This is a genomic window from Rhodococcus gannanensis, assembly GCF_042681175.1.
GTDB classification, from domain to species: domain Bacteria; phylum Actinomycetota; class Actinomycetes; order Mycobacteriales; family Mycobacteriaceae; genus Rhodococcus_G; species Rhodococcus_G gannanensis.
The window spans coordinates 849,398-868,195 of record NZ_JBHUFB010000009.1 but is presented as its reverse complement, the minus strand read 5'-3'; the positions used below and the strand labels follow the sequence as shown (position 1 = coordinate 868,195).

19 protein-coding genes are annotated in these 18,798 nt (G+C 69.0%); 7 read left to right on the top strand and 12 right to left on the bottom strand.

All coding sequences use genetic code 11. From position 1 onward, the window contains the following. Positions 1-60: 60 nt before the first annotated feature. Together ACFSJG_RS10760 and ACFSJG_RS10755 are read left to right on the top strand one after the other, a co-directional pair. The gene (locus ACFSJG_RS10760) at positions 61-720 is read left to right on the top strand and encodes a TetR/AcrR family transcriptional regulator (RefSeq protein ID WP_378485194.1); all 660 of its coding nucleotides are present in this window, start codon (positions 61-63) and stop codon (positions 718-720) included. A 259-nt stretch (positions 721-979) separates the two neighbouring features. After that, on the top strand, positions 980-1,996 hold the full coding sequence (locus ACFSJG_RS10755) for an alpha/beta hydrolase (protein ID WP_378485271.1): 1,017 nt from the start codon (positions 980-982) through the stop codon (positions 1,994-1,996). Between the two features lie 32 nt (positions 1,997-2,028). Here the strand turns inward: ACFSJG_RS10755 and ACFSJG_RS10750 are convergent, their stop codons facing one another. From ACFSJG_RS10750 to ACFSJG_RS10710, 9 genes are all read right to left on the bottom strand, one after another. Next, positions 2,029-2,445: a VOC family protein gene (locus ACFSJG_RS10750; RefSeq protein WP_378485193.1), complete on the bottom strand. Its 417-nt coding sequence runs from the start codon at positions 2,443-2,445 to the stop codon at positions 2,029-2,031. 72 nt (positions 2,446-2,517) lie between these two features. Next, on the bottom strand, positions 2,518-3,249 hold the full coding sequence (locus tag ACFSJG_RS10745; protein ID WP_378485192.1) for a flavodoxin family protein: 732 nt from the start codon (positions 3,247-3,249) through the stop codon (positions 2,518-2,520). 107 nt (positions 3,250-3,356) lie between these two features. Then, positions 3,357-4,058 (bottom strand): Crp/Fnr family transcriptional regulator, encoded by a 702-nt coding sequence (locus ACFSJG_RS10740; RefSeq protein ID WP_378485191.1) that lies wholly within the window; start codon positions 4,056-4,058, stop codon positions 3,357-3,359. Between the two features lie 77 nt (positions 4,059-4,135). Beyond that, positions 4,136-4,720 (bottom strand): hemerythrin domain-containing protein, encoded by a 585-nt coding sequence (locus ACFSJG_RS10735; protein WP_378485190.1) that lies wholly within the window; start codon positions 4,718-4,720, stop codon positions 4,136-4,138. Between the two features lie 212 nt (positions 4,721-4,932). Then, positions 4,933-5,853 (bottom strand): VOC family protein, encoded by a 921-nt coding sequence (locus tag ACFSJG_RS10730; protein WP_378485189.1) that lies wholly within the window; start codon positions 5,851-5,853, stop codon positions 4,933-4,935. A 25-nt stretch (positions 5,854-5,878) separates the two neighbouring features. After that, positions 5,879-7,051 carry an acyl-CoA dehydrogenase family protein gene (locus ACFSJG_RS10725; protein ID WP_378485188.1) on the bottom strand — a complete coding sequence of 391 codons (1,173 nt, stop codon included), beginning with the start codon at positions 7,049-7,051 and terminating at the stop codon, positions 5,879-5,881. Between the two features lie 66 nt (positions 7,052-7,117). After that, the gene (locus tag ACFSJG_RS10720; RefSeq protein ID WP_378485187.1) at positions 7,118-8,830 is read right to left on the bottom strand and encodes an FAD-binding protein; all 1,713 of its coding nucleotides are present in this window, start codon (positions 8,828-8,830) and stop codon (positions 7,118-7,120) included. After that, the gene (locus ACFSJG_RS10715) at positions 8,827-9,696 is read right to left on the bottom strand and encodes an alpha/beta fold hydrolase (RefSeq protein ID WP_378485186.1); all 870 of its coding nucleotides are present in this window, start codon (positions 9,694-9,696) and stop codon (positions 8,827-8,829) included. Before ACFSJG_RS10715 ends, ACFSJG_RS10720 begins: the two co-directional genes overlap by 4 nt. 86 nt (positions 9,697-9,782) lie before the next feature. Next, positions 9,783-10,667, bottom strand: a complete 885-nt coding sequence (locus ACFSJG_RS10710) for an IclR family transcriptional regulator (RefSeq protein WP_378485185.1) — start codon at positions 10,665-10,667, stop codon at positions 9,783-9,785. A gap of 209 nt (positions 10,668-10,876) precedes the next feature. Between ACFSJG_RS10710 and ACFSJG_RS10705 the strand changes: the two genes are divergently transcribed. Together ACFSJG_RS10705 and ACFSJG_RS10700 are read left to right on the top strand one after the other, a co-directional pair. After that, positions 10,877-11,746: an LLM class F420-dependent oxidoreductase gene (locus ACFSJG_RS10705; RefSeq protein WP_378485184.1), complete on the top strand. Its 870-nt coding sequence runs from the start codon at positions 10,877-10,879 to the stop codon at positions 11,744-11,746. A gap of 22 nt (positions 11,747-11,768) precedes the next feature. After that, positions 11,769-12,251, top strand: coding sequence for a nuclear transport factor 2 family protein (locus ACFSJG_RS10700; RefSeq protein WP_378485183.1), 483 nt, complete (start codon positions 11,769-11,771; stop codon positions 12,249-12,251). Between the two features lie 150 nt (positions 12,252-12,401). Here ACFSJG_RS10700 and ACFSJG_RS10695 read toward each other — a convergent pair whose 3' ends face one another. Beyond that, a complete protein-coding gene (locus tag ACFSJG_RS10695) occupies positions 12,402-14,003 on the bottom strand; it encodes an acyl-CoA synthetase (RefSeq protein ID WP_378485182.1) in 1,602 nt (533 codons plus the stop codon). A gap of 206 nt (positions 14,004-14,209) precedes the next feature. Here ACFSJG_RS10695 and ACFSJG_RS10690 point away from each other — a divergent pair, with 206 nt between their 5' ends. Continuing rightward, positions 14,210-15,133 carry a 3-oxoacyl-ACP reductase gene (locus tag ACFSJG_RS10690; RefSeq protein WP_378485181.1) on the top strand — a complete coding sequence of 308 codons (924 nt, stop codon included), beginning with the start codon at positions 14,210-14,212 and terminating at the stop codon, positions 15,131-15,133. A gap of 9 nt (positions 15,134-15,142) precedes the next feature. Next, positions 15,143-15,886, top strand: a complete 744-nt coding sequence (locus ACFSJG_RS10685; RefSeq protein WP_378485180.1) for an SDR family NAD(P)-dependent oxidoreductase — start codon at positions 15,143-15,145, stop codon at positions 15,884-15,886. Between the two features lie 61 nt (positions 15,887-15,947). On the opposite strand, the gene ACFSJG_RS10680 is transcribed toward ACFSJG_RS10685, so the two are convergent. Continuing rightward, positions 15,948-17,072: a lipase family protein gene (locus ACFSJG_RS10680; protein ID WP_378485179.1), complete on the bottom strand. Its 1,125-nt coding sequence runs from the start codon at positions 17,070-17,072 to the stop codon at positions 15,948-15,950. A 140-nt stretch (positions 17,073-17,212) separates the two neighbouring features. Here ACFSJG_RS10680 and ACFSJG_RS10675 point away from each other — a divergent pair, with 140 nt between their 5' ends. Beyond that, positions 17,213-17,806 (top strand): helix-turn-helix domain-containing protein, encoded by a 594-nt coding sequence (locus tag ACFSJG_RS10675; protein ID WP_378485178.1) that lies wholly within the window; start codon positions 17,213-17,215, stop codon positions 17,804-17,806. A 50-nt stretch (positions 17,807-17,856) separates the two neighbouring features. Here ACFSJG_RS10675 and ACFSJG_RS10670 read toward each other — a convergent pair whose 3' ends face one another. Beyond that, on the bottom strand, positions 17,857-18,783 hold the full coding sequence (locus ACFSJG_RS10670) for a DNA-3-methyladenine glycosylase family protein (protein WP_378485177.1): 927 nt from the start codon (positions 18,781-18,783) through the stop codon (positions 17,857-17,859). Positions 18,784-18,798 lie beyond the last annotated feature (15 nt).

The window sequence follows — 18,798 nt, the reverse complement described above, 5'->3', positions numbered from 1 at the left end:
ATGATGTGGGTCTCACCACGAGACACGGGAGGATGGGCTCCGACACGACGAAGGAGTGACATGGCGCGCAAGAGCGAGCTGGCGCGGACGGCACTGATGGACGCCGCGGAGGAACTGTTCGGCCGATACGGCATCGACCAGGTGTCGAGCCGGCGCATCGCGGAGTTCGCGGGCAACTCCAACCACTCCGCCGTCGCCTATCACTTCGGCGACCGTGACGGATTGATTCGAGGCCTGCTCGATCGGCACGCACGACAGACCGACGCGCTGCGCACAGCCATGGTCCGAGGTATCGGCGCCGACGCTGCACTCCCGGACTACCTTCGCTGCATGATTCTTCCTGCCGTCCAGGTTCTTTCGGAGCTCCCGACTCCGTCATGGCGAGCCAGGTTCATCAGCCAGGCACGCCACAACCCCACGGCAGCCGCGGCGTTCGCGGAACGGGCCACCTCGGTCCCCGAGAATCTGGAGGATCTGCGGGCGCGGACATTCGCTCACCTCTGCCACGTCGACCGTGACGTCCTCGTCGGTCGAGCATGGATCCTCGGCCGCACAGTGGTAGACGTGTGCGCCGAATACGAGGCGAGCATCGCCGCAGGCGACCGCGAACCCCAATGGGAAGCACTCGGCAACTTCCTCACCGACGTGGCAGCGGGCATGCTCGGCGCACCCGTCAGCGAACCCACGCCGTTCCATCCCGAATCCCCCGGACTGCCGTAGGGAGCGCGCTCGCGCCTCATCCGTTCCTCGCCTCCCGCGATCGCGGTGGGACGGCTGCTGCTGGTGAGGCGGGTGAGCACGGCGGGTCGGTCGCTTGGTCCAATTTGCTCGTTCGTTTCCCTAACGTCCCGCGCCCGGGATAGCGTCATCGCGCCCACCGAGACACCCGGAGTACCACGTGACGAGAACTGCATCCACCGGCCGCCGCCGCACCCTGCGCACGGCGACGCTGGCCCTGACCGTCGCCGCGCTGAGCACGATGTCGCTCCTACCCGCCGGCGCGCAGAGCGTCGGCAGCGCCGACGGCGGCAGCGTCTCCTCCGGGTCGACGGTGCCCAACTCGTCCCAGGACCCTGTGCCTCCGCGCCCCGAACTGCGCGACGACATCACCACCCCGGCAATCGTCGGCGTGAAGCAGAAGTCGCCGCAGTGGGTGCGGTTCACCGTCGCCTCCCCCGCCCTCCGCCGCGAGGTCGGAGTGGACGTCCTGCTTCCCAAGGACAACTCGGTCCCACGGCCGTCGATCTACGCGCTCGAGGGTGTGGACGCGCCGGAGTCGTCGAGCGAGTGGGCGAAGGGCGGCGGCGCGGCCGACTTCTTCGCCGACAAGAACGTCAACGTCGTCATGACCAACGGCGGCGTGTCGAGCCTGTACTCCGACTGGGACAACATCGACCCCACGCTCGGACTGCACAAGTGGGAAACGTTCATCACCCAGGAACTCCCGCCGCTGCTCGACGCCCGACTGAACACCAACGGCGTCAAGTCGCTGCTCGGCCTGTCCATGGGCGCGCAGGGCGCGATGATGCTGGCGCACCGGCACCCGGGTATGTACCAGGGCATCGCCGTGATGAGCGGCTGCTACTCCACCACCGACGACGTGGGACGGATGTGCGTCCAGCAGACCATCTCGTCACGCGGTGGCGACGCCGCCAACATCTGGGGCGAGATCGGCGGTCCGGGCTGGACGGCGCACGACACCGTCCTCAACGCGGAGGCGTTGCGCGGCATGGACATCTACGTGTCCTCCATGACCGGCATCCCCGGGCGGTACGAGACGCCGGAGTCGAACCTCTTCGACCGCATCGTCATCGGCGGACCCATCGAGGCCGTCTCCCGCATGTCGACCGAACGGCTGCAATCCAAGCTGCGAAGCCTCGGAATTCCCGCGACGTTCAAGTACCACGCCACCGGCGTCCACGCCTGGAACTACTGGAAGGACGAGCTGCCGGCCACCTGGCCGACGCTCGCCCGCTCGCTCGACCTGCCTGCCTGACGCGGTCAGCGTTCCTCGGCCGTGCGGACCGGCTACCCGCCGGACCCGTACGGCCGGGTGATGATCTCCAGGTAGTGCCCCGACGGGTCGAGGAAGTACGTTCCCCGGCCACCGTCGTTGCGGTTGATGCCGTGCGCGGACTGCCGCGGATCCGCCCAGTGCTCGATACCGCGCTCGGTGATGCGCCCGTATATGGCGTCGAAGTCGTCCTCCGACACCAGGAAGGCGTAGTGCTGCGGCGCGATCTCGGCGCCCGGCGGCGGCTCCGCGAAGTCCAGTGTCGCGCCGTGGTCGAGTTGCACGGCGAGGAAGTGCCCGGCCGGGACGGGGTCGGGCAGGCCGAACAGCCAGGTGAGGAAGTACGCGGAATGCTGCTTGTCCTCGGCAGCGACGATGGTGTGGTTGAACGAGATGCTCACGAAGGATTCCTTCGAGTACGGCGCCTCCATGCCTGACGCGGTCCGCCACCGGCACGCGACGCTTGCCACAGAGTGCCCGAATCCGCGCCGACGCGCAACGTTCTATCGGTAGTCCGGGTTGGGGAAGTCGGGCTTGCAGCCCGCGTCCCACTGCGACCGCTGGTTCCCGTAGGCGGGAATCCCACTGGCGCCCTTGATCATCGATGCCAGGTGCATCAGGTTGTACGTCATGAAGGTGGTGTTCCGGTTCGTGAAGTCGTTCTCCGGGCCGCCGGACCCCTCGTCGAGGTACGACGGACCCGGCCCCGCCTCCCCGATCCAGCCGGCGTCTGCCTGCGGCGGAATCACGTACCCGAGGTGCTGCAGGCTGTAGAGCACGTTCATCGCGCAGTGCTTCACGCCGTCCTCGTTGCCGGTGAACAACGCACCGCCGACCCGCCCGTAGTACGCGTACTGCCCCTTGTCGTTCAGGATCGCGGAGCACCCGTACAGACGCTCGATCACCGTCTTCATCACGGAACTGTTGTCGCCCAGCCAGATCGGCCCCGCAAGGACGAGGATGTCGGCGGCGAGGATCCGGTCGAACAGTCGCGGCCACTCGTCGCTCGGCCACCCGTGTTCGGTCATGTCGGGGTACACCCCGGGCGCGATGTCGTGGTCGACGGCGCGGATCTGGTCGACCGCCACCCCGTGCTCACGCATCAACTCGACGCTGCGGTCGATCAGGCCCTGGGTGTTGCTTTGCTCCGGTGAGCGCTTGAGCGTGCAGTTGACGTACATCGCCAGCAGGCCCGTGAAGTCGGGCCGTGGCGCCGAGAGCGACGAGCTGGACATCGGGCACCTCCGGTGGTGGTGGATCCGAGAATCCACGATAGGCGCACCGCCGACAGCCCGCTGGCCGACGAAACGTGTCCGACGCCCGTCAGGCCGAGCAGCCGCCTCTACCAGCCCGGGTGGGGCCCGAGCGCGCGGGCGTCGACGATTTCCACCGCGCGTCCCGGTCCGAGCCGGATCGCGCCGTCCGACTGGAGAGCGGACAGTCTGCGGCTCAGCGTCTCCGGTGTCGTGCCCAGGTACGAGGCCAGGTCCTTCTTGGTGGTGGGCAGCAGGAATCGCGACGAACCCGCATCCGCGGCCAGTTGCAGGAGCTGGTCCGCCAGTCGTCGCTCGACCGAGGCCGCGCTGTGCGCGGCAACCCTGCGTTCGACGTCCGACAGCCGCTCCGAGAGCTCCTGAAGCATCCTGATCGCCACCGTGGGACGGTCGTGGAGCAGGGCGAGGACGTCACGTCGAGCGATGGAGCACACTTCGGAATCGTCGAGGGCGTCCGCACAGTGGTCGACCGGCGCATCAGCGAGCACTGCGGTTTCACCGAGGAACTCGCCCGGAACGAGGATGCGGATCAGCTGTTCGGCGCCGGACGCCGACTGCCGGTACACCCGCACCCGGCCGAAATGGACGATGTAGAGGCCGGCCTCGTCACCCGGCCGGTACAGACGCTCGCCGGACCGGTGCCGGCGAGTGGCGGCGATGGCCGCGATCCGTTGCCGGTCACCGACCGGCAACGACGCGAAGAGCGGAACGGTGTCGACGCACCGGAACCGGTGGTCGCGCGCGGTAGCCGAGTCCGAACGTGCCGTCATCCGTCGCCTCCTCCACTCGCTTGCGCCGACGTTACCGGCCCCTCCGCCCCGAGCAACCCAGCCGGCGCGCCGACTCCTCAGTGGTCCCGGTGACCACATCCGCACTCGTCCGCACTCATCACCTCCACGAGCGAGACGCTCGCGGACTCGACGAGGAGCGGCAGTATCAACTCGTTCTCCTTCCACTGGTGGTCGTCGAAGATGTGGAACAGTGCGCGGCCGTATGCACCGGCGACCGCCGGGTCCGACGCATCCGACATGGCGCTCGCCGTCGCTCGGATCAGGCCGTGCTCCGCGATCATCGAACGAATCAGCAGGGCACCCTCGGCGAGTTCGGCCGCCGCCGGATAGAGGGTCCGCTCCTCCTCCTGGGCATGCGGAACCAACTCGTCCCGAACCCACCCGCGCAGTGCGGAGTGCGCGGCGGCCGCGTCACCGTCTGTCGCGGCGTCGACCAACGCGGCACTCAGCCAGTCGAGCCGAGTCACCATCTGGGCGTGGTGATCGGCGAGACGCCGCGCCAGCACCACGTCGGCGGCACAGCGAGCGGTGTCGTCGTCGACCGCGCACACGGCCGCAACGGCGTCGGCGTCGCAGCCGGCCGCGGCGACGGCGTCGGCGCACGAGGCGTCGGCATCCCTTCGAGTTGCGGTGGTGGTCATGATGTCGCTCCTTTCGTCCGGTCCGGACCGGACGTCCTGGACACACAGCCATTCCATCGGTCACGGGCACGGCGCGCCTTGACCCGCGTCAAGAAGCGCATGTGCGCTCGGGCACAGCACCCGGACGCCGCGGCCCTCCGTTCCGGAGAACGACGAATGCGGTGGTCACCTCGTCGGTGACCACCGCATTCGGGGCTTCGGGATGTTGCGGCTCAGCCCGCGGGGGTGAACGCCGCCAGCGGCTCGGAGCCCGACCAGTCGTGGCCCCAGTAGCTGTCCGCGGTGATCTCCTCCGCGGTGAAGTGACTCTCGTCCACCAGCATGCCCTCGGTGCCGAACTCGAGGTCCCAGCCGCCGGGTGCGCGGACGTAGAAGGACACCATCTTGTCGTTGGTGTGCCGGCCCAGGGTCGACGACAGCGAGAAGCCGAGCTTGTTGATCCGGTCCAGCGCCTGACCGACGGCGTCGAGGGTGTCGACCTCCATCATCAGGTGGACCATGCCGGGCGCCTCGGTCGGAGGCGCCGGGCAGATCGCCAGGCTGTGGTGCCGCTGGTTGACGCCGAGGAACCGCACCCGCCGAGCCGGGCCGGGGGCGCCGGGGCCGCCGAGCCGGATCGCGCCGCGCGGCAGGAACCCGAGGACCTCCGTGTAGAAGTCGTAGGTCTCCTGGAAGTGCGGCGTCGGCAGCACGACGTGGCCGAGGCCGGCGGCGCCGGTGACGAACCGGCCGCCGTGCGGGGTGACGACCGGGCTGTGGTCGAGCACGGGGCCGAAGAACACCTCGACCGCAGTGCCGGACGGGTCCGCGAACGTGACGGCCCGCTCGACGCGACGGTAGTCCGCCTCGTCCTGCGTCATCTCGCGGACCTCGACGCCGGCCTTCTCGACCTGCTCACGGACCGTCTGCAGCGCGAACTGGTCCCGCACCTCCCAGCCGACGGCGAGCACCTTGTCGACGTCGCCGGGCAGCACCTGCAGGCGCGAGGTGCGTTCGTCGACGCGGAAGTACAGGCCGTCCTCCTCGGGGCCGGTACCGACGGCCATGCCGAGGCCGTCGACCGCCAGTTCCTTCCACCGCGGCAGGTCCTGGGACTGGACCCGCAGATATCCGAGGGATCGGATGTCGGTCATGTTCTGCACCAATCTGTTTCGAATGTCAGATCATCGAGCGGTGGATGCCCTGGGGCTCACCACCGAGCTGCGTCAGGGCCGACGCATGGTTGATCGAACCGGGCGTGTGGATCGCATGCGTCAGACCGACGTGCGCGTCGCGCCAGAAGCGCTGCAGGGGCAGCTTCATCTTCATTCCACCACCGCCCGCGCGGGCGAAGACCTCGTCGAGGGCGCTCACGGCGCGCCACGCGGCGTTGGTCTGGGTGCGGCGGCCGATCGCACGCTCCTCGAAGGTGATCTCCTGGCCCTTCTCGGTCTTGTCCCAGAAGCGGTCGACGGTCTCGAGGATCGCCACCCGCGACGCGTTGATCTCGTCGGCGGCCTGGCCGATGGCGTACATGACGTACGGGTCGTCCTTGATCGGGACACCCGTGACGGCGACACGCTCCTTCTGCATGGCGATGTACAGGCCCAGACCGCCCTCGGCCATACCGATCAGCGACGACGAGATGCCGAGCGGGAAGATGCACGAGAACGGGAACTTGTACAGCGTCTCGTCGCGACCCGCGTGCGCGGCGCCGTTGCCCTGCAGGACGATCTCGGAGTCGATCGTGCGGTACTCGGGGAGGAAGGCACCCTTGACGGTGAAGTCCTTCGAGCCGGTGCCACGCAGGCCCACGACATCCCAGCTCTCGTGGTCGACGGTGTAGTCGGCCTTGGGGACCAGCACGTGCAGCATCTTGCCGGTGCGGTTGCCGTCCTTGTCGCCGACCGCGGCACCGATCATCACCCACTCGCAGTGGTCGTTGCCGGTCGAGAACGACCAGCGGCCGTTGAGGATGTAGCCGCCGTCGACCGGGACCGCCATGCCCATGGGAGCGTAGGGCGAGGCGATCCAGGTGTCGACGTCCTCGCCCCACACCTCCTGCTGGGCCTTGGGATCGAAGAACGCCATCTCCCACGGGTGCACGCCGACGATGCCGGAGACCCAGCCGGTGGAGCCGTCGATGGCGCCGATGCCCATCGCGGTCTCGGCGAACTCCCGCGGGTGCGACTCGAGGCCGCCGAACTCCTTCGGCTGGAGCATGCGGATGACGCCCGCGTCACGCAGCCGCTTGGCGTTGCCGTCCGACAGGCGCATGAGCTTCTCGCCCTCGATACCGCCCTCGCGGATCTCGTCCGCGAACTGCATGACCCGGTCCAGGACCTCTCCCATGACTTCCCTCATCTCCTGCTGATGATCCGGCGGATGTCCGCCTGTTGGTTGTGAACGTCCCAGCCGTCAGGCGGACGCGCTCTCCGTGCTCTCGCTCAGTGGGAGCGTATTCGCGGCGGCATGCTGCGCGGCGAGATATCCGAAGACCATCGACGGCCCGATCGTCGCTCCCGCACCCGCGTACTCGTTGCCCATCACCGACGCCGTGGTGTTGCCCGTCGCGTACAGTCCGGCGATCGCACTGCCGTCCTCCCGGAGCACCCGCGCGTCCTCGTCGGTGACCAGACCACCCTTGGTGCCCAGGTCGCCCGCCTCGCACCGGATCGCGTAGAAGGGCCCCTTCACGATCTCGTCGAGGTTGGGGTTCTTCATGGTCGGGTCGCCGTAGTAGCGGTCGTAGGCACTGTCGCCGCGGCCGAAGTCCTCGTCCTTGCCGTTGCGGGCGAAGCCGTTGAACCGGTCGATGGTCGCCGTCAGCTTGTCCGCGGGCACCCCGATCTTCTCCGCCAGCTCACGCAGCGTGTCCGCCTTGTGGATGACGCCGGAGTCGTAGAAGCCCTGCGGGAACGGCATGTTCGGCAGCACCTGCGCGAACGGGTAGCGGTTCTTGGCCTTGGTGTCCATCACGAACCAGGCCGGGACGTGGCCGCCCTCGAGCTGATCGTGCACGAAGTTCACGTACGGCGACGACTCGTTGGTGAACCGCTCGCCCTGGGCGTTGACGATCACCGACGGCGGGATGCACCGCTCCGACACCAGCGGGATCACCGCACCCATCGGGTGCAGCACCGACGGCATCCACCAGGCGTCATCCATCAGGTCGAGCGCCGCACCGAGCTGCTGCCCGACGCGGATGCCGTCGCCCTTGAGCTCACGGGCACCGGCGCTGATGTCCGCGCGGCCGTGCTCGGGGAGGTACTGGTCGCGCATCTGCTGGTTGTGGTCGAAGCCGCCGGTCGCGAGCAGCACACCGCGCCGCGCCCGGATCCGGACCGCCTGACCCTCACGCTCGGCGACCACGCCCAGCACGGTGCCGCGGCTGTCGGTGACCAGTTCGGTCATGGACGTGCGGAGCCACAGCGGCACACCCGCGTCCTTGAGGACCATCCGCAGTCGCGCCGCCAGCGCCCGGCCACCGGTCGCCATGTGCCTGCGCCGCACCATGTTCGACGCCACTCGCCACGCCGCGACCATCGACGCCCGGCGTCCGGCCCAGGTCCGCTTGACCATCGCGAGGTCGTGGTAGTCCTTCGACGTCACCCACAGGCCCAGCGGGCCCTTCATGCTGTTCGGACGCTGGAACTGCTCGTCCTCCTTCAGCTTCCGGGTGTCGAACGGGAGGCACTCGATGGTGCGGCCGAGGGCGCTTCCGCCGTCCTCCTCGGGGTGGTAGTCCGAGTAGCCCTTCACCCAGTACAGCTTCATGTTCTTGTTGCGGTCGAGCAGCTGCATCAGCTTCGGGCCCGCGTCGATGTAGGCGTCGATCCGGGCGTCCGAGACGGTGCCCGCGGTCAGCGTCTTGAGGTAGCGACGGATCGCGGCGGGATCGTCGACCACGCCCTTGCGGGTCAGGGTCGGGGAGTTCGGAATCCAGATGCCGCCACCGGAGATGGCGGTCGAGCCGCCGAACTTCTTGCCTTTCTCGATGATCAGGGTGTCGAGTCCGAGCTCGGCGGCGGTGGCGCCGGCGGACATGCCGCCGCCGCCGCTACCGACGACGAGGAAATCGACTGTGGTGTCCCACTGCTGTGCAGTCGTGTCCACGTGCTGGTCGGTCATCGTGCGTCCTTGCGAGTCAGGAAGGCGAGCACGGCGGACGTCCAGGCTTCCTTGGCCTCGATCATCGTCCAGTGTCCGCAGTTGGGGAAGACGTGCAGTTCGGCGTTGGGGATGTCGCGCATCGGGATCATCGCCATGTCGACCGGGCTGACCCGGTCGTCGCGTCCCCACGTGAGCATCGTCGGAGCCTGCACCTTGTGCAGCTGCGCCCAGTACGGGGTGGCACCAGAGGCCTTCGCCGCGGCGGTGTTGGCGGCGAACGCCTTGCTGCTGTACATGCGGGCGGCGATCTCCAGCGTCAGCGGCTCGGTCGCGAGCTCCCAGCGCTCCTCGATCAGCTGCTCGGTGACCACGGCGGGGTCGTAGACCATCGAGTGCAGCCACCGGACCAGTCCCTCGCGGGTCGGGTTGTCGGTGAACTCCATGAGCAGCTTGATGCCCTCACCGGGTCCGGGCGCGAAGACGTTCCTGCCGATGCCACCGATGGTGACCAGCTTGTTCACCCGCTCGGGGGCGTTGATCGCGACGTTGGTCGCGACGATCCCGCCCATCGAGTTGCCGATCATGTGCACGGGCTCGGAGATGCCGAGCGCGTCGAGGAACTTCCCGACGGAGGCGCCCGCCATCATCATCGGATGCCCGTCACCGGGATCGCTGACACCGAACCCGGGGAACTCCAGCACGAGGCACCGGAAGTGCTCGGCGAAGTCGCCGAGGACGCCACGGTAGTTGCGCCAGCCGGTGACACCGGGTCCGGAACCGTGCAGCAGCAGCAGTGGCGGGCCGTCGCCTGCCTCGTGGTACCGGAGCACGCCGATGTCGGTGGCGACCTCCCGCTTCGTGGACTCGTAGGTCAGTTCGCTCATGGGGTCGACGCTTTCAGTTGGAGGCTCGCTGAAGGAGGCGAGTTCCCGATCAGCGAGAATGTTTTCCGCGCGCGGGCGCGCGACGGTCAGATCCAGCCGCCGACGCGGCCACCGAGGACACGCGCACGTGCCTCCGGCGACCAGGTGTCGGTGGGGACGGGGACCGCGGGCCGGGCGGGGCGCCGCGGTGCGGTCAGTTCGGGGTACAGGGTGCGGCCGATCTCCCGCGCGGCCTCGACGACCAGCGGAGCGACCCGCTCGAGAGGCGCGGTGCGGACGTCGCCACTGACGGAGATGGACGCGACCGGCCCCTCGGGCCCGCGGATCGCCGCACCCACACATGCCACGCCGCGCGCGGACTCCTCCCGTTCGAAGGCGAGGCCGCGACGCTGCCGGATCCGGTTCAGCTCGAGGTGCAGTGTCGGCAGGGCAACGATGGTGTTCGGGGTGGTCCGGACGAGGTTGCCGCCACACAGCACGTCGACCCGTTCGGGGTCGAGCCACGCGAGGAACGCCTTGCCCGCGGCGCTGGAGTGCGCGGGTGCGCGGCCGCCGACACGCGAGGGGATCGTGTTCGCCATCCGCCCGCCGACCTTGTCGAGGTAGACCATCTCGTGGCCGTCGAGCACCGAAAGGTGCACCACCATGCCGGTCTGCATGTGCAGTTCGTGCAGGAGGGGCGCGGCGGCCTCCCGGATCTCGGACTGTCCGTTGTCGCCGCCGGTGCCGAGCGCTCGCCGGCCGAGGCGGTAGCCGAAGGTGGCGTGCTCGACCCAGTTCAGCTTGACGAGCGAGTCGAGGATGCGGTGGACGGTGGAGCGCGGCAGCCGGGACCGGCAGGCGACCTCTTCGAGGGTCAGGCGCGCGGCACGCCCGTCGAAGGCGTCGAGGATCAGCGTCATCCGCTCGACCATCGAGGGCGGGACCTCGCGGGATGCCTTGGCAGCGGGGGCGTCGGTAACGACCGTCATGACGACTCCTCGAAGGGTCCGGCGGATCATCCTCGATCCGCAAAACTGAAATCAATTCTGATACCGTACCTCACGAAAAGTGATCCAGGCCACCCGGGCGCCGAATCTCCCGTCCCGATCACCGGAAAGCCTCTTCGACCGTCGGCGCCCACGCGATAGAAACCCAGTCGGACCGGCGAGCGGTCCACGAACAACGGAGGCCCGCCGTCATGCGCATCGGGATCGTCACACCGGTACTCATCCAGCACCCCGGCACCCGAGGCGACTGGGAGACCGGCGCAGGAATCGACGACGTCGCCACGATCGCAGCGGCCGCGGACCGTCTCGGCTACCACCACGTCACCTGCAGTGAGCACGTCGCGGTGCCCGTCGACATCGCCGCCGAACGTGGCGGCACCTACTGGGATCCGTTGTCCACCTTCGGGTTCCTCGCCGCTCGCACCACCCGGATCCGGCTCGCCACCCAGGTGCTCGTCCTCGGCTACCACCACCCGCTGGAGATCGCCAAGCGCTACGGCACCCTCGACCGGATCAGCGGCGGCCGTGTCGTCCTCGGTCTCGGTGTCGGCAGCCTCCGCGAGGAGTTCGACCTGCTCGGAGCCCCGTTCGACGGGCGGGGCGCCCGCGCCGACGACGCACTGCGCGCACTCCGCGCGGCCCTCGGCCGGCCCACCCCGGAGTACCACGGCGAGTTCTACGACTTCGCCGACGTGATCGTCGAACCGCACGCCGCGTCCGAGCGCGTCCCGCTGTGGATCGGCGGCCGGACCCCCCGCTCGCTGCGCCGGGCCATCGCACTCGGCGACGGCTGGGTTCCGTTCGGCCTGCGCCTCGACGATCTGGCGACGATGCTCGCTGCGACGCCGCCGCCCCCGGGCATGGACGTCGTGCTCGCCGCCGGACGGCCCCTCGACCCGCTCGGCTCCGCCGACGCCGCCGCACGCGCCCTGACCCGGCTGCGCGACGCGGGAGCCACGATCGCAGGCGTCACGATCGACGCGTCCGGCGTCGACCACTACGTCGACCAGCTGTCCGCGCTCGAACAGCTCGCCCGCCCACTGGGCATCGAATTCGACTGACCGACAACCGAAAGGACCACGCATGACCGACACCGCCCAGCTCGTCGCCCAGCTCGCCGACCGCGTCCAGCTGCTCGAGGACAAGCTGGCCATCATGAACCTCATCAGCTCGTACGGTCCGGCCGTCGACAGCGGTCAGGCGGAGAAGGTCTCCGGCCTGTGGACCGAGGACGGCCTGTACGACGTCGACACCGGCGCGATGAACGGTCGCGGCGAGATCGAGGCGATGGTCCACTCGAGGAACCACCAGTCCTACATCCACGGCGGCAGCGGCCATCTGCTCTACCCGCCGCACATCCAGCTGAACGGTGACACCGCCGTCGCGACCTGCCACTCGCAGCTGGTGCTGCGCAATACCGAGACCGGTGTGTACGGCGTCGCGCGGATCACCGCGAATCGCTGGGAGCTCTCCCGCATCGACGGCGGGTGGAAGGTCACTCGTCGCGTCGGTCGCGTCCTCGACGGCGGCGACGAAGGTCGCGGCATCCTCTCCTCCGGCGTCTGACCCGCCCTCTCCCCTAATGGCTGAACGTCCCCTTCATTCGCTTCACCCGCATGAACGTGGCGTTCAGCCCTTTCACCCGTAGTGACTGAAGGCCACGTTCATCCGCTTCACGCGCATGAACGTGGCCTTCAGCCGTTCCGGGGCGGTGGGTCAGAGAGCGGCGGCCTGCTCCTGCAGGGTCGCCTTCGCCCAGCGATAGTCGGCCTTGCCCGCGGGCGAGCGGACGATCGCGTCCACCGCGACCATCGAGCGCGGCGCCTTGTAGCGGGCCACCTGCGTGCTCACGTGCGCGATCAGCTCGTCGAGCTCCGGCAGGTCGAAGCCGTCGCGGGCCTGCACGACCGCGCCGACCCGCTGCCCGTACCGCTCGTCGTCGATGCCGGCGACCAGTGCGTCCAACACGGCGGGATGGCTCTTGATCGCCATCTCCACCTCCTCCGGGTACACCTTCTCGCCACCGGTGTTGATGCACGTCGACCCGCGGCCGAGAAGCACGATGCGCCCGTCTGCCTCGACCCGGCCCATGTCGCCGAGCACCGCCGTCCGCACCCCGTCGACGACCGGGAAGGTCGCGGCCGTCTTCTCCGCGTCACCCCAGTAGCCGAGCGGCACGTTGCCCGACCGGGCGATGTACCCGATCTCGTCGGACCCGGGCGCGACCGGCCGACGGTTCTCGTCGAGGACCCGCACGTTCGGCTTCGCCGCGATCCGCATCAGGCCGTCGGCACCGATCTCGAGGTTGCCGTCCACCCCGGACTCCGACGCACCGAAGCCGTCGCGGACGGTGAGTCCCGGCATCTCCGCGACAAGCTGTTCACGCACCGACAGGGAGAACAGTGCCCCGCCGGAGCTGACGACGAGCAGCGAGGACAGGTCGAAGTCCGAGCCCCGCTGCGTGATGACGTCCGCGACGGGACGAGCCATCGCGTCGCCGACGACGGTCAGCGTCGTCGCGCGCTCCCGCTCGACGATGCGCAGCGCCTCCTCGGCGTCGAACCTCGGCATCAGTGCGTGCGTCGCGCCGAGGCAGAACGCGGTGAACACCGAGTAGAGCGCGGCGCCGTGGATCAGTGGAGCGGTCAGCACCCACGTCATCGGCGGAATGTGCGGTACCGCCGCCGCCAGTGCCTCGGTGCCGTCGTAGGGGTCGCCGAACGGGTTGCCACCGCTGAGCGCTGCATGGAAGAAGTCCTCCTGGCGCCACATGACGCCCTTCGGCATGCCGGTGGTGCCGCCCGTGTAGACGATGAAGAGGTCGTCGGCGCTGCGTTCCGGGAAGTCGCGGGCACCGGACTGCGCCGCGACCGCGGCGTGGAAGTCGACGGCCGTGACGTCGCCCCACTCGACATCGCCGGTGTCTCCGATGGTGACGACGTGCCGCACGGTCGGAGCCTGCGGCAGCACGGCGGCAGTGGTGGCGGCGAACTCGCCGTCCGCGACGACGGCCACCATCTCTGCGTTGGAGAACAGGTAGGCGAGTTCGGCGTCGACGTAGCGGTAGTTGACGTTGATCGGGACGGCCCGGACCTTCAGGCACGCGAGCAGTGCCTCGACGAACTCGATGCTGTTGCGCATGTACATGCCGACGTGGTCACCCGGACCGATTCCCTCATCGGCGAGGTGGTGTGCCAGTCGGTTGCTTGCGGCGTCGAGCTCGGCGTAGGTGAGACGCTCGTCGCCGCACACGATGGCGGTGCGTTCGGGCACGGTATCCGCGGCAGCTTCGAACAGGTCTGCGAGGTTCAGCGACATGGTGACCTTTCGGTGAAACGAATTGTGATGGCACGCTCCCAGCCGGGCCCTGTGTGGTTCGCACCACTCCCACAGAGCAGGATCGGCGCCGCCCACGGAAGTCCTTGCCACCGGGACCGGACATTGCCCGAAAGTAGAACGAATACTAATTTCGGATGACAGGGTCCCGCGGAACGAACCGCGACCACGAGCATGGGAGACATTCGATGGGTGAAACCGTCAGCCTGAACGGCCGCGCTGCCGTCGTCACCGGCGCCGGCGCCGGACTCGGACGCGCCGAGGCGCTGGCCCTCGCAGCAGCCGGGGCAGCGGTCGTCGTCAACGACATGGGCGACGCGGCCCACGCCGTCGCCGAGGAGATCCGCGCCGCCGGCGGCCAGGCGATCGCCGTCACCGGTGACGTCTCCGACTGGACGCTCGGCGCCCGGATGATCGACGAGGCCGTCGCCAACTTCGGCTCCTTCGACATCCTCGTCAACAACGCCGGCATCCTGCGCGACAAGATGATCTTCAACCTCACCGAGTCCGACTGGGACGACGTGATCCGCGTGCACCTCAAGGGCCACGCAGCCACCTCCCACGCCGCCGCCGTGCACTGGCGGGAGAAGAGCAAGACCGCAGGCGGACCCGTGTACGGCCGCGTCGTCAACACCTCCTCGGAGGCGTTCCTGTTCGGTTCCGCCGGCCAGCCCAACTACTCCGCCGCGAAGGCGGGCATCACCGCGCTGACGCTGTCCACCGCGCAGGGCCTGGCCCGCTACGGCGTCACCGCCAACGCGATCTGCCCGCGCGCACGGACCGCGATGACGGCCGAGGCGTTCGGCGAGGCCGACGGCGCGAACACCGGCCTCGACCCGCTCGCCCCCGAGCGCGTCGGCACCCTGGTGTCCTACCTGGCGTCCCCCGCCTCTCACGAGATCACCGGTCAGGTCTTCGTCGTGTACGGCAAGATGGTCGCGCTGATGGCCGCCCCGAAGGTGGAGAACCGTTTCGACGCAGCCGGTTCCGCGTTCACCGTTGACGAGCTCGACCAGCAGCTGTCCTCGTACTTCACCGGCCGCGGCAAGTACGAGACCTACTCCGCGTACAGCGTCGCCGAGCTCGAGAAGGCCGCGCTCGCGGTCGACTGAGGCACGGACATGAGACTCGCTGACAAGGTCGCCATTGTCACCGGCGGTGCGGGCGGCATCGGCCGCGGCATCGTCCGCGCTTTCACCAAGGAGGGCGCGAAGGTCCTCTTCGTCGACATCGCCAACGAGGCAGGACGCGCACTCGAGGACGAAATCGGTTCCGCTGCACGGTTCCTGAACGTGGACATCTCCAAGGAGGAGAACGCGGCGGTTATCGTCGCGGCTGCGGTCGAGGCGTTCGGCAAGGTGGACGCGCTCGTCAACAACGCGCACGCCTCCCGCCAGGCGCCGCTCCTGCAGACCACGCAGGAGATGCTGGACCTGTCGTTCGGCACGGGCTTCTACCCGACGTTCTGGCTCATGAAGGCCGCGCATCCGCAGCTCGCCGCGAATCACGGCTCCGTGATCAACTTCGCGTCCGGCGCCGGCATCGAGGGACAGCTCACGCAGGGCTCGTACGCCGCTGCGAAGGAGGCGATCCGAGCCATCAGCCGAGTCGCCGCCAACGAGTGGGCCGCCGACGACGTCAACGTCAACGTCATCTCGCCGCTGGCCCTGACCGAGGGCGTGCAGGCGTACATCGAGGCGAACCCCGGTGTGGAGGAGATGCTGCTGGCGAAGACTCCGCTGCACCGCTTCGGCGACCCGGAGTCCGACATCGGCCGCGTGGCAGTGTTTCTCGCCAGCGCGGACGCGAGCTACATGACCGGCCAGACCCTGATGGTCGACGGCGGCAGCATCAAGCTCCGCTGACACCCGTGCGCACTTTTGGTAGTGGGAGCTACCAAAAGTGCGCACAGGTCGCCGCAGGCGACTATCGAAGCGACGCGGCGAACGCCTGCGCGTCCTCGAGAGAGGCGCCGACGCTGGCACGGTGATCGGCCCCCTCGTAGGTGCGCAGGTCGATCTGAGCGCCCTTGTCCCGCAGGCTCTTCACCACGACGTCGGTCGCAGCCGGGGTAACCAGCGTGTCGGTGGTGCCCTGCGCGACGAGCACCGGAACCTTCGGCGACGCGTTGGCCGGCTCCTGTGCAACGAGGTACTGCGTCCACGGACCCAGGTCTGCCTCGGGGCGGATCGCCTTGTCCACCGGCACCGACGGGATCGCCGCACGGATGTCGGCGATGCAGCCGTTGCGTGCGGCGGCCATCAGGGGCTCGGCCTCCGCGGTCGCGATCTCCTCGGGCTTGACGGCCGGATCAGCGGCGGCCGCACCCAGCAGGATGATCGGGTAGAACGCCAGCGCGGGCGCGATCGCCGGGTTGCCGGACTTGATGTACGTCGGGGTCTGGCTCAGACCACTGCCCGGTGCGACCGAGATCGCGCCGAGCAGCGTGAGCTCGGGCGCGTAGTCGACGGCCAGTTCGGAGGCACTGATCGCCGCGGCACCGCCCTGGCTGTGGCCGCCGACGACCCACCGGTTGCCGATACTCGGGTCGAGATTCCTTGCTGCCCTGACGATGTCCGTCACGGCGTTCGACTCGGACCGCGCATTGAGGTAGGTATGGTCGCCGGGGGTGCCCATGCCCTCGTAGTCGGTCTGGACGACGACGTATCCGTCCTTCACCCACTCGTCGAGGGTGGCGCTCACTGCGCCGACGTAGTCGTGGACCGGGCCGTCGACGGTGTCCCGCGAGGGGGCGCACTGGTCGGCGATGCCGGTGGTGCCGTGCGCCCAGCTGAGCACCGGCCAGCCGCCCTGGGGGGCGGTACCCGCCGGAATCGCGACGGTGCCTGTCACGACGATCGGGTTGCCGCTGCCGTTCTCCGACATGTAGCTGATGGATTCGCTCCGGGCCGCACTCGGCAGCACCGCCGCGTTGGTGAGCGGCTGCGCAGAGACGACGTCGCCGGCCTCGGGAACAGGCACGATGTCGCTGGAGCCGGTCGAGACGGAGCCCGTCCAGACGGTCGCAGCGGCCGCGATCCCTCTTATCATGCGGAGCGAGAAAGCGGAACCAAAGGGGTGCATGATGCCTCCGGACACAGAAACGAGGGCGATGTGACCTCGATTACGATTAAGAAGGATTTCTTAGTACCGTGACAAGGACGCAACAGTCAAGGGGTAGGGAGTCGCTCGTGCAGGCCGCCGAGCGCCTCGTCGCCGAACGCGGACTCCACGGAGTGCGGGTGAGCGAAGTGGTCAAGGAGGCCGGTCAGCGCAACAACTCCGCGGTCACCTATCACTTCGGGTCCTGGGAGAAACTGCTCTTCGCGGTGTGGGACTCGCACACCATTCCGATCAACATCGAACGCGCCGCACTCGTCGCCGACGCCCGCGACCACGACCGGTTCGACCTGCAGGCAATGATGCGCGCATACCTCGACCCACTCGTCGCAGACATGGCCCGGCACAGCCCGAGCTACTGGGCCCGCTTCTCCGAACAGTGGCTCGCCACCATCAACCTCGACTACCTGACACTCGACGCCGAAGCCGAGGCCGACCAGCCTCGCACCGAGTCGGTGATGGTCGTGCACGCACTCCTGATGGACATCCGCGACGCACTCCACCACCTTCCCGAGGACTCGCGGGACCGGCGGGTGGCACTGATGGGCCGCTACGTCATCGGCGCCCTCGCCGCGTGGGAACGTGAGGACGACCCGGTCGTGCCGCTCGACGACCTGCGCCGCGAACTGTTCAGCACTGCCCTCGCCGTGCTCCAGGCGCCGTGACCTGTGCGCACTTCTGGCAGCCCCCACTACCAGAAGTGCGCACAGGCGCGTCAGCGCGACCGGTGGTCGGTGACGGCGGTTCGGGGGCCGAATTTCGGCTTCACCGCTGTGCCGCTGACCTCCAGCAGGCGGATCGCCCGGTAGCGGTGCGGGCGCAGGGGTTCCAGGTACTCGACCATGCCGGGGTCGTCCAGCGGGCGGCCGAGGAGCGACCAGCCCACCATCGCGGCCAGGTGAAAGTCCCCCACCGACAACGCATCCGCGTCTCCGAAGGCCCGCTGCCCGACCTCGGCGGCGGTCCACTGCCCGATCCCGGGCACCATCCGTAACCGGCGTGCCGCGTCGACCGGTGACAGCGTCACCGCCTCCTCCAGGCGATCCGCGACGGCGGCTACCGCGACGATCGTCCGCGACCGCTTCGGGTCGACGCCGGCGCGGTGGAACTCCCAGGACGGGACGCGCCGCCACACCTCGGCGGGCGGCGGCACGCGCATCCCGGTCGGCGCCGGACCGGGCGCATCCTCACCGTGGGCCGTGACCAGGCGGCGCCACGAGGCCCGCGCCGCGATGCCGTGCACCTTCTGTTCGAGGATCGCGGGGACCAGCGACTCGAGGACCCGGCCCGTTCGCGGGATGCGGAGCCCCGGGTAACGTCGATGCGCTTCCACCAGGATCGGGTGTTCGGGAGCGAAATCCGTTGCGGTGTCGCACTCTCCGAGCAGATCCGGCACCGAGTCCAGGAACTCGTGTGCGCCGTCGCCCCATGCCGTCACCCGCACCGAACACCGGTCGACCTGCACGAGTCGACACGTCGCGGGCCCGCTCGGCATCAGGGTCGTCCGCCACAGCGATCCGTCGGCGGTGACGCGATGGCACGGATCGCCGCGACCGCGCCCCAGTGGCGCCAGCGTCGCCGCCATCAGCAGCGGCCGGTCGCTGGTGTGCAGCGTCTCCAGCGGGTCGGCGGAGACAGTCATGCAGCCAGCCTAGGC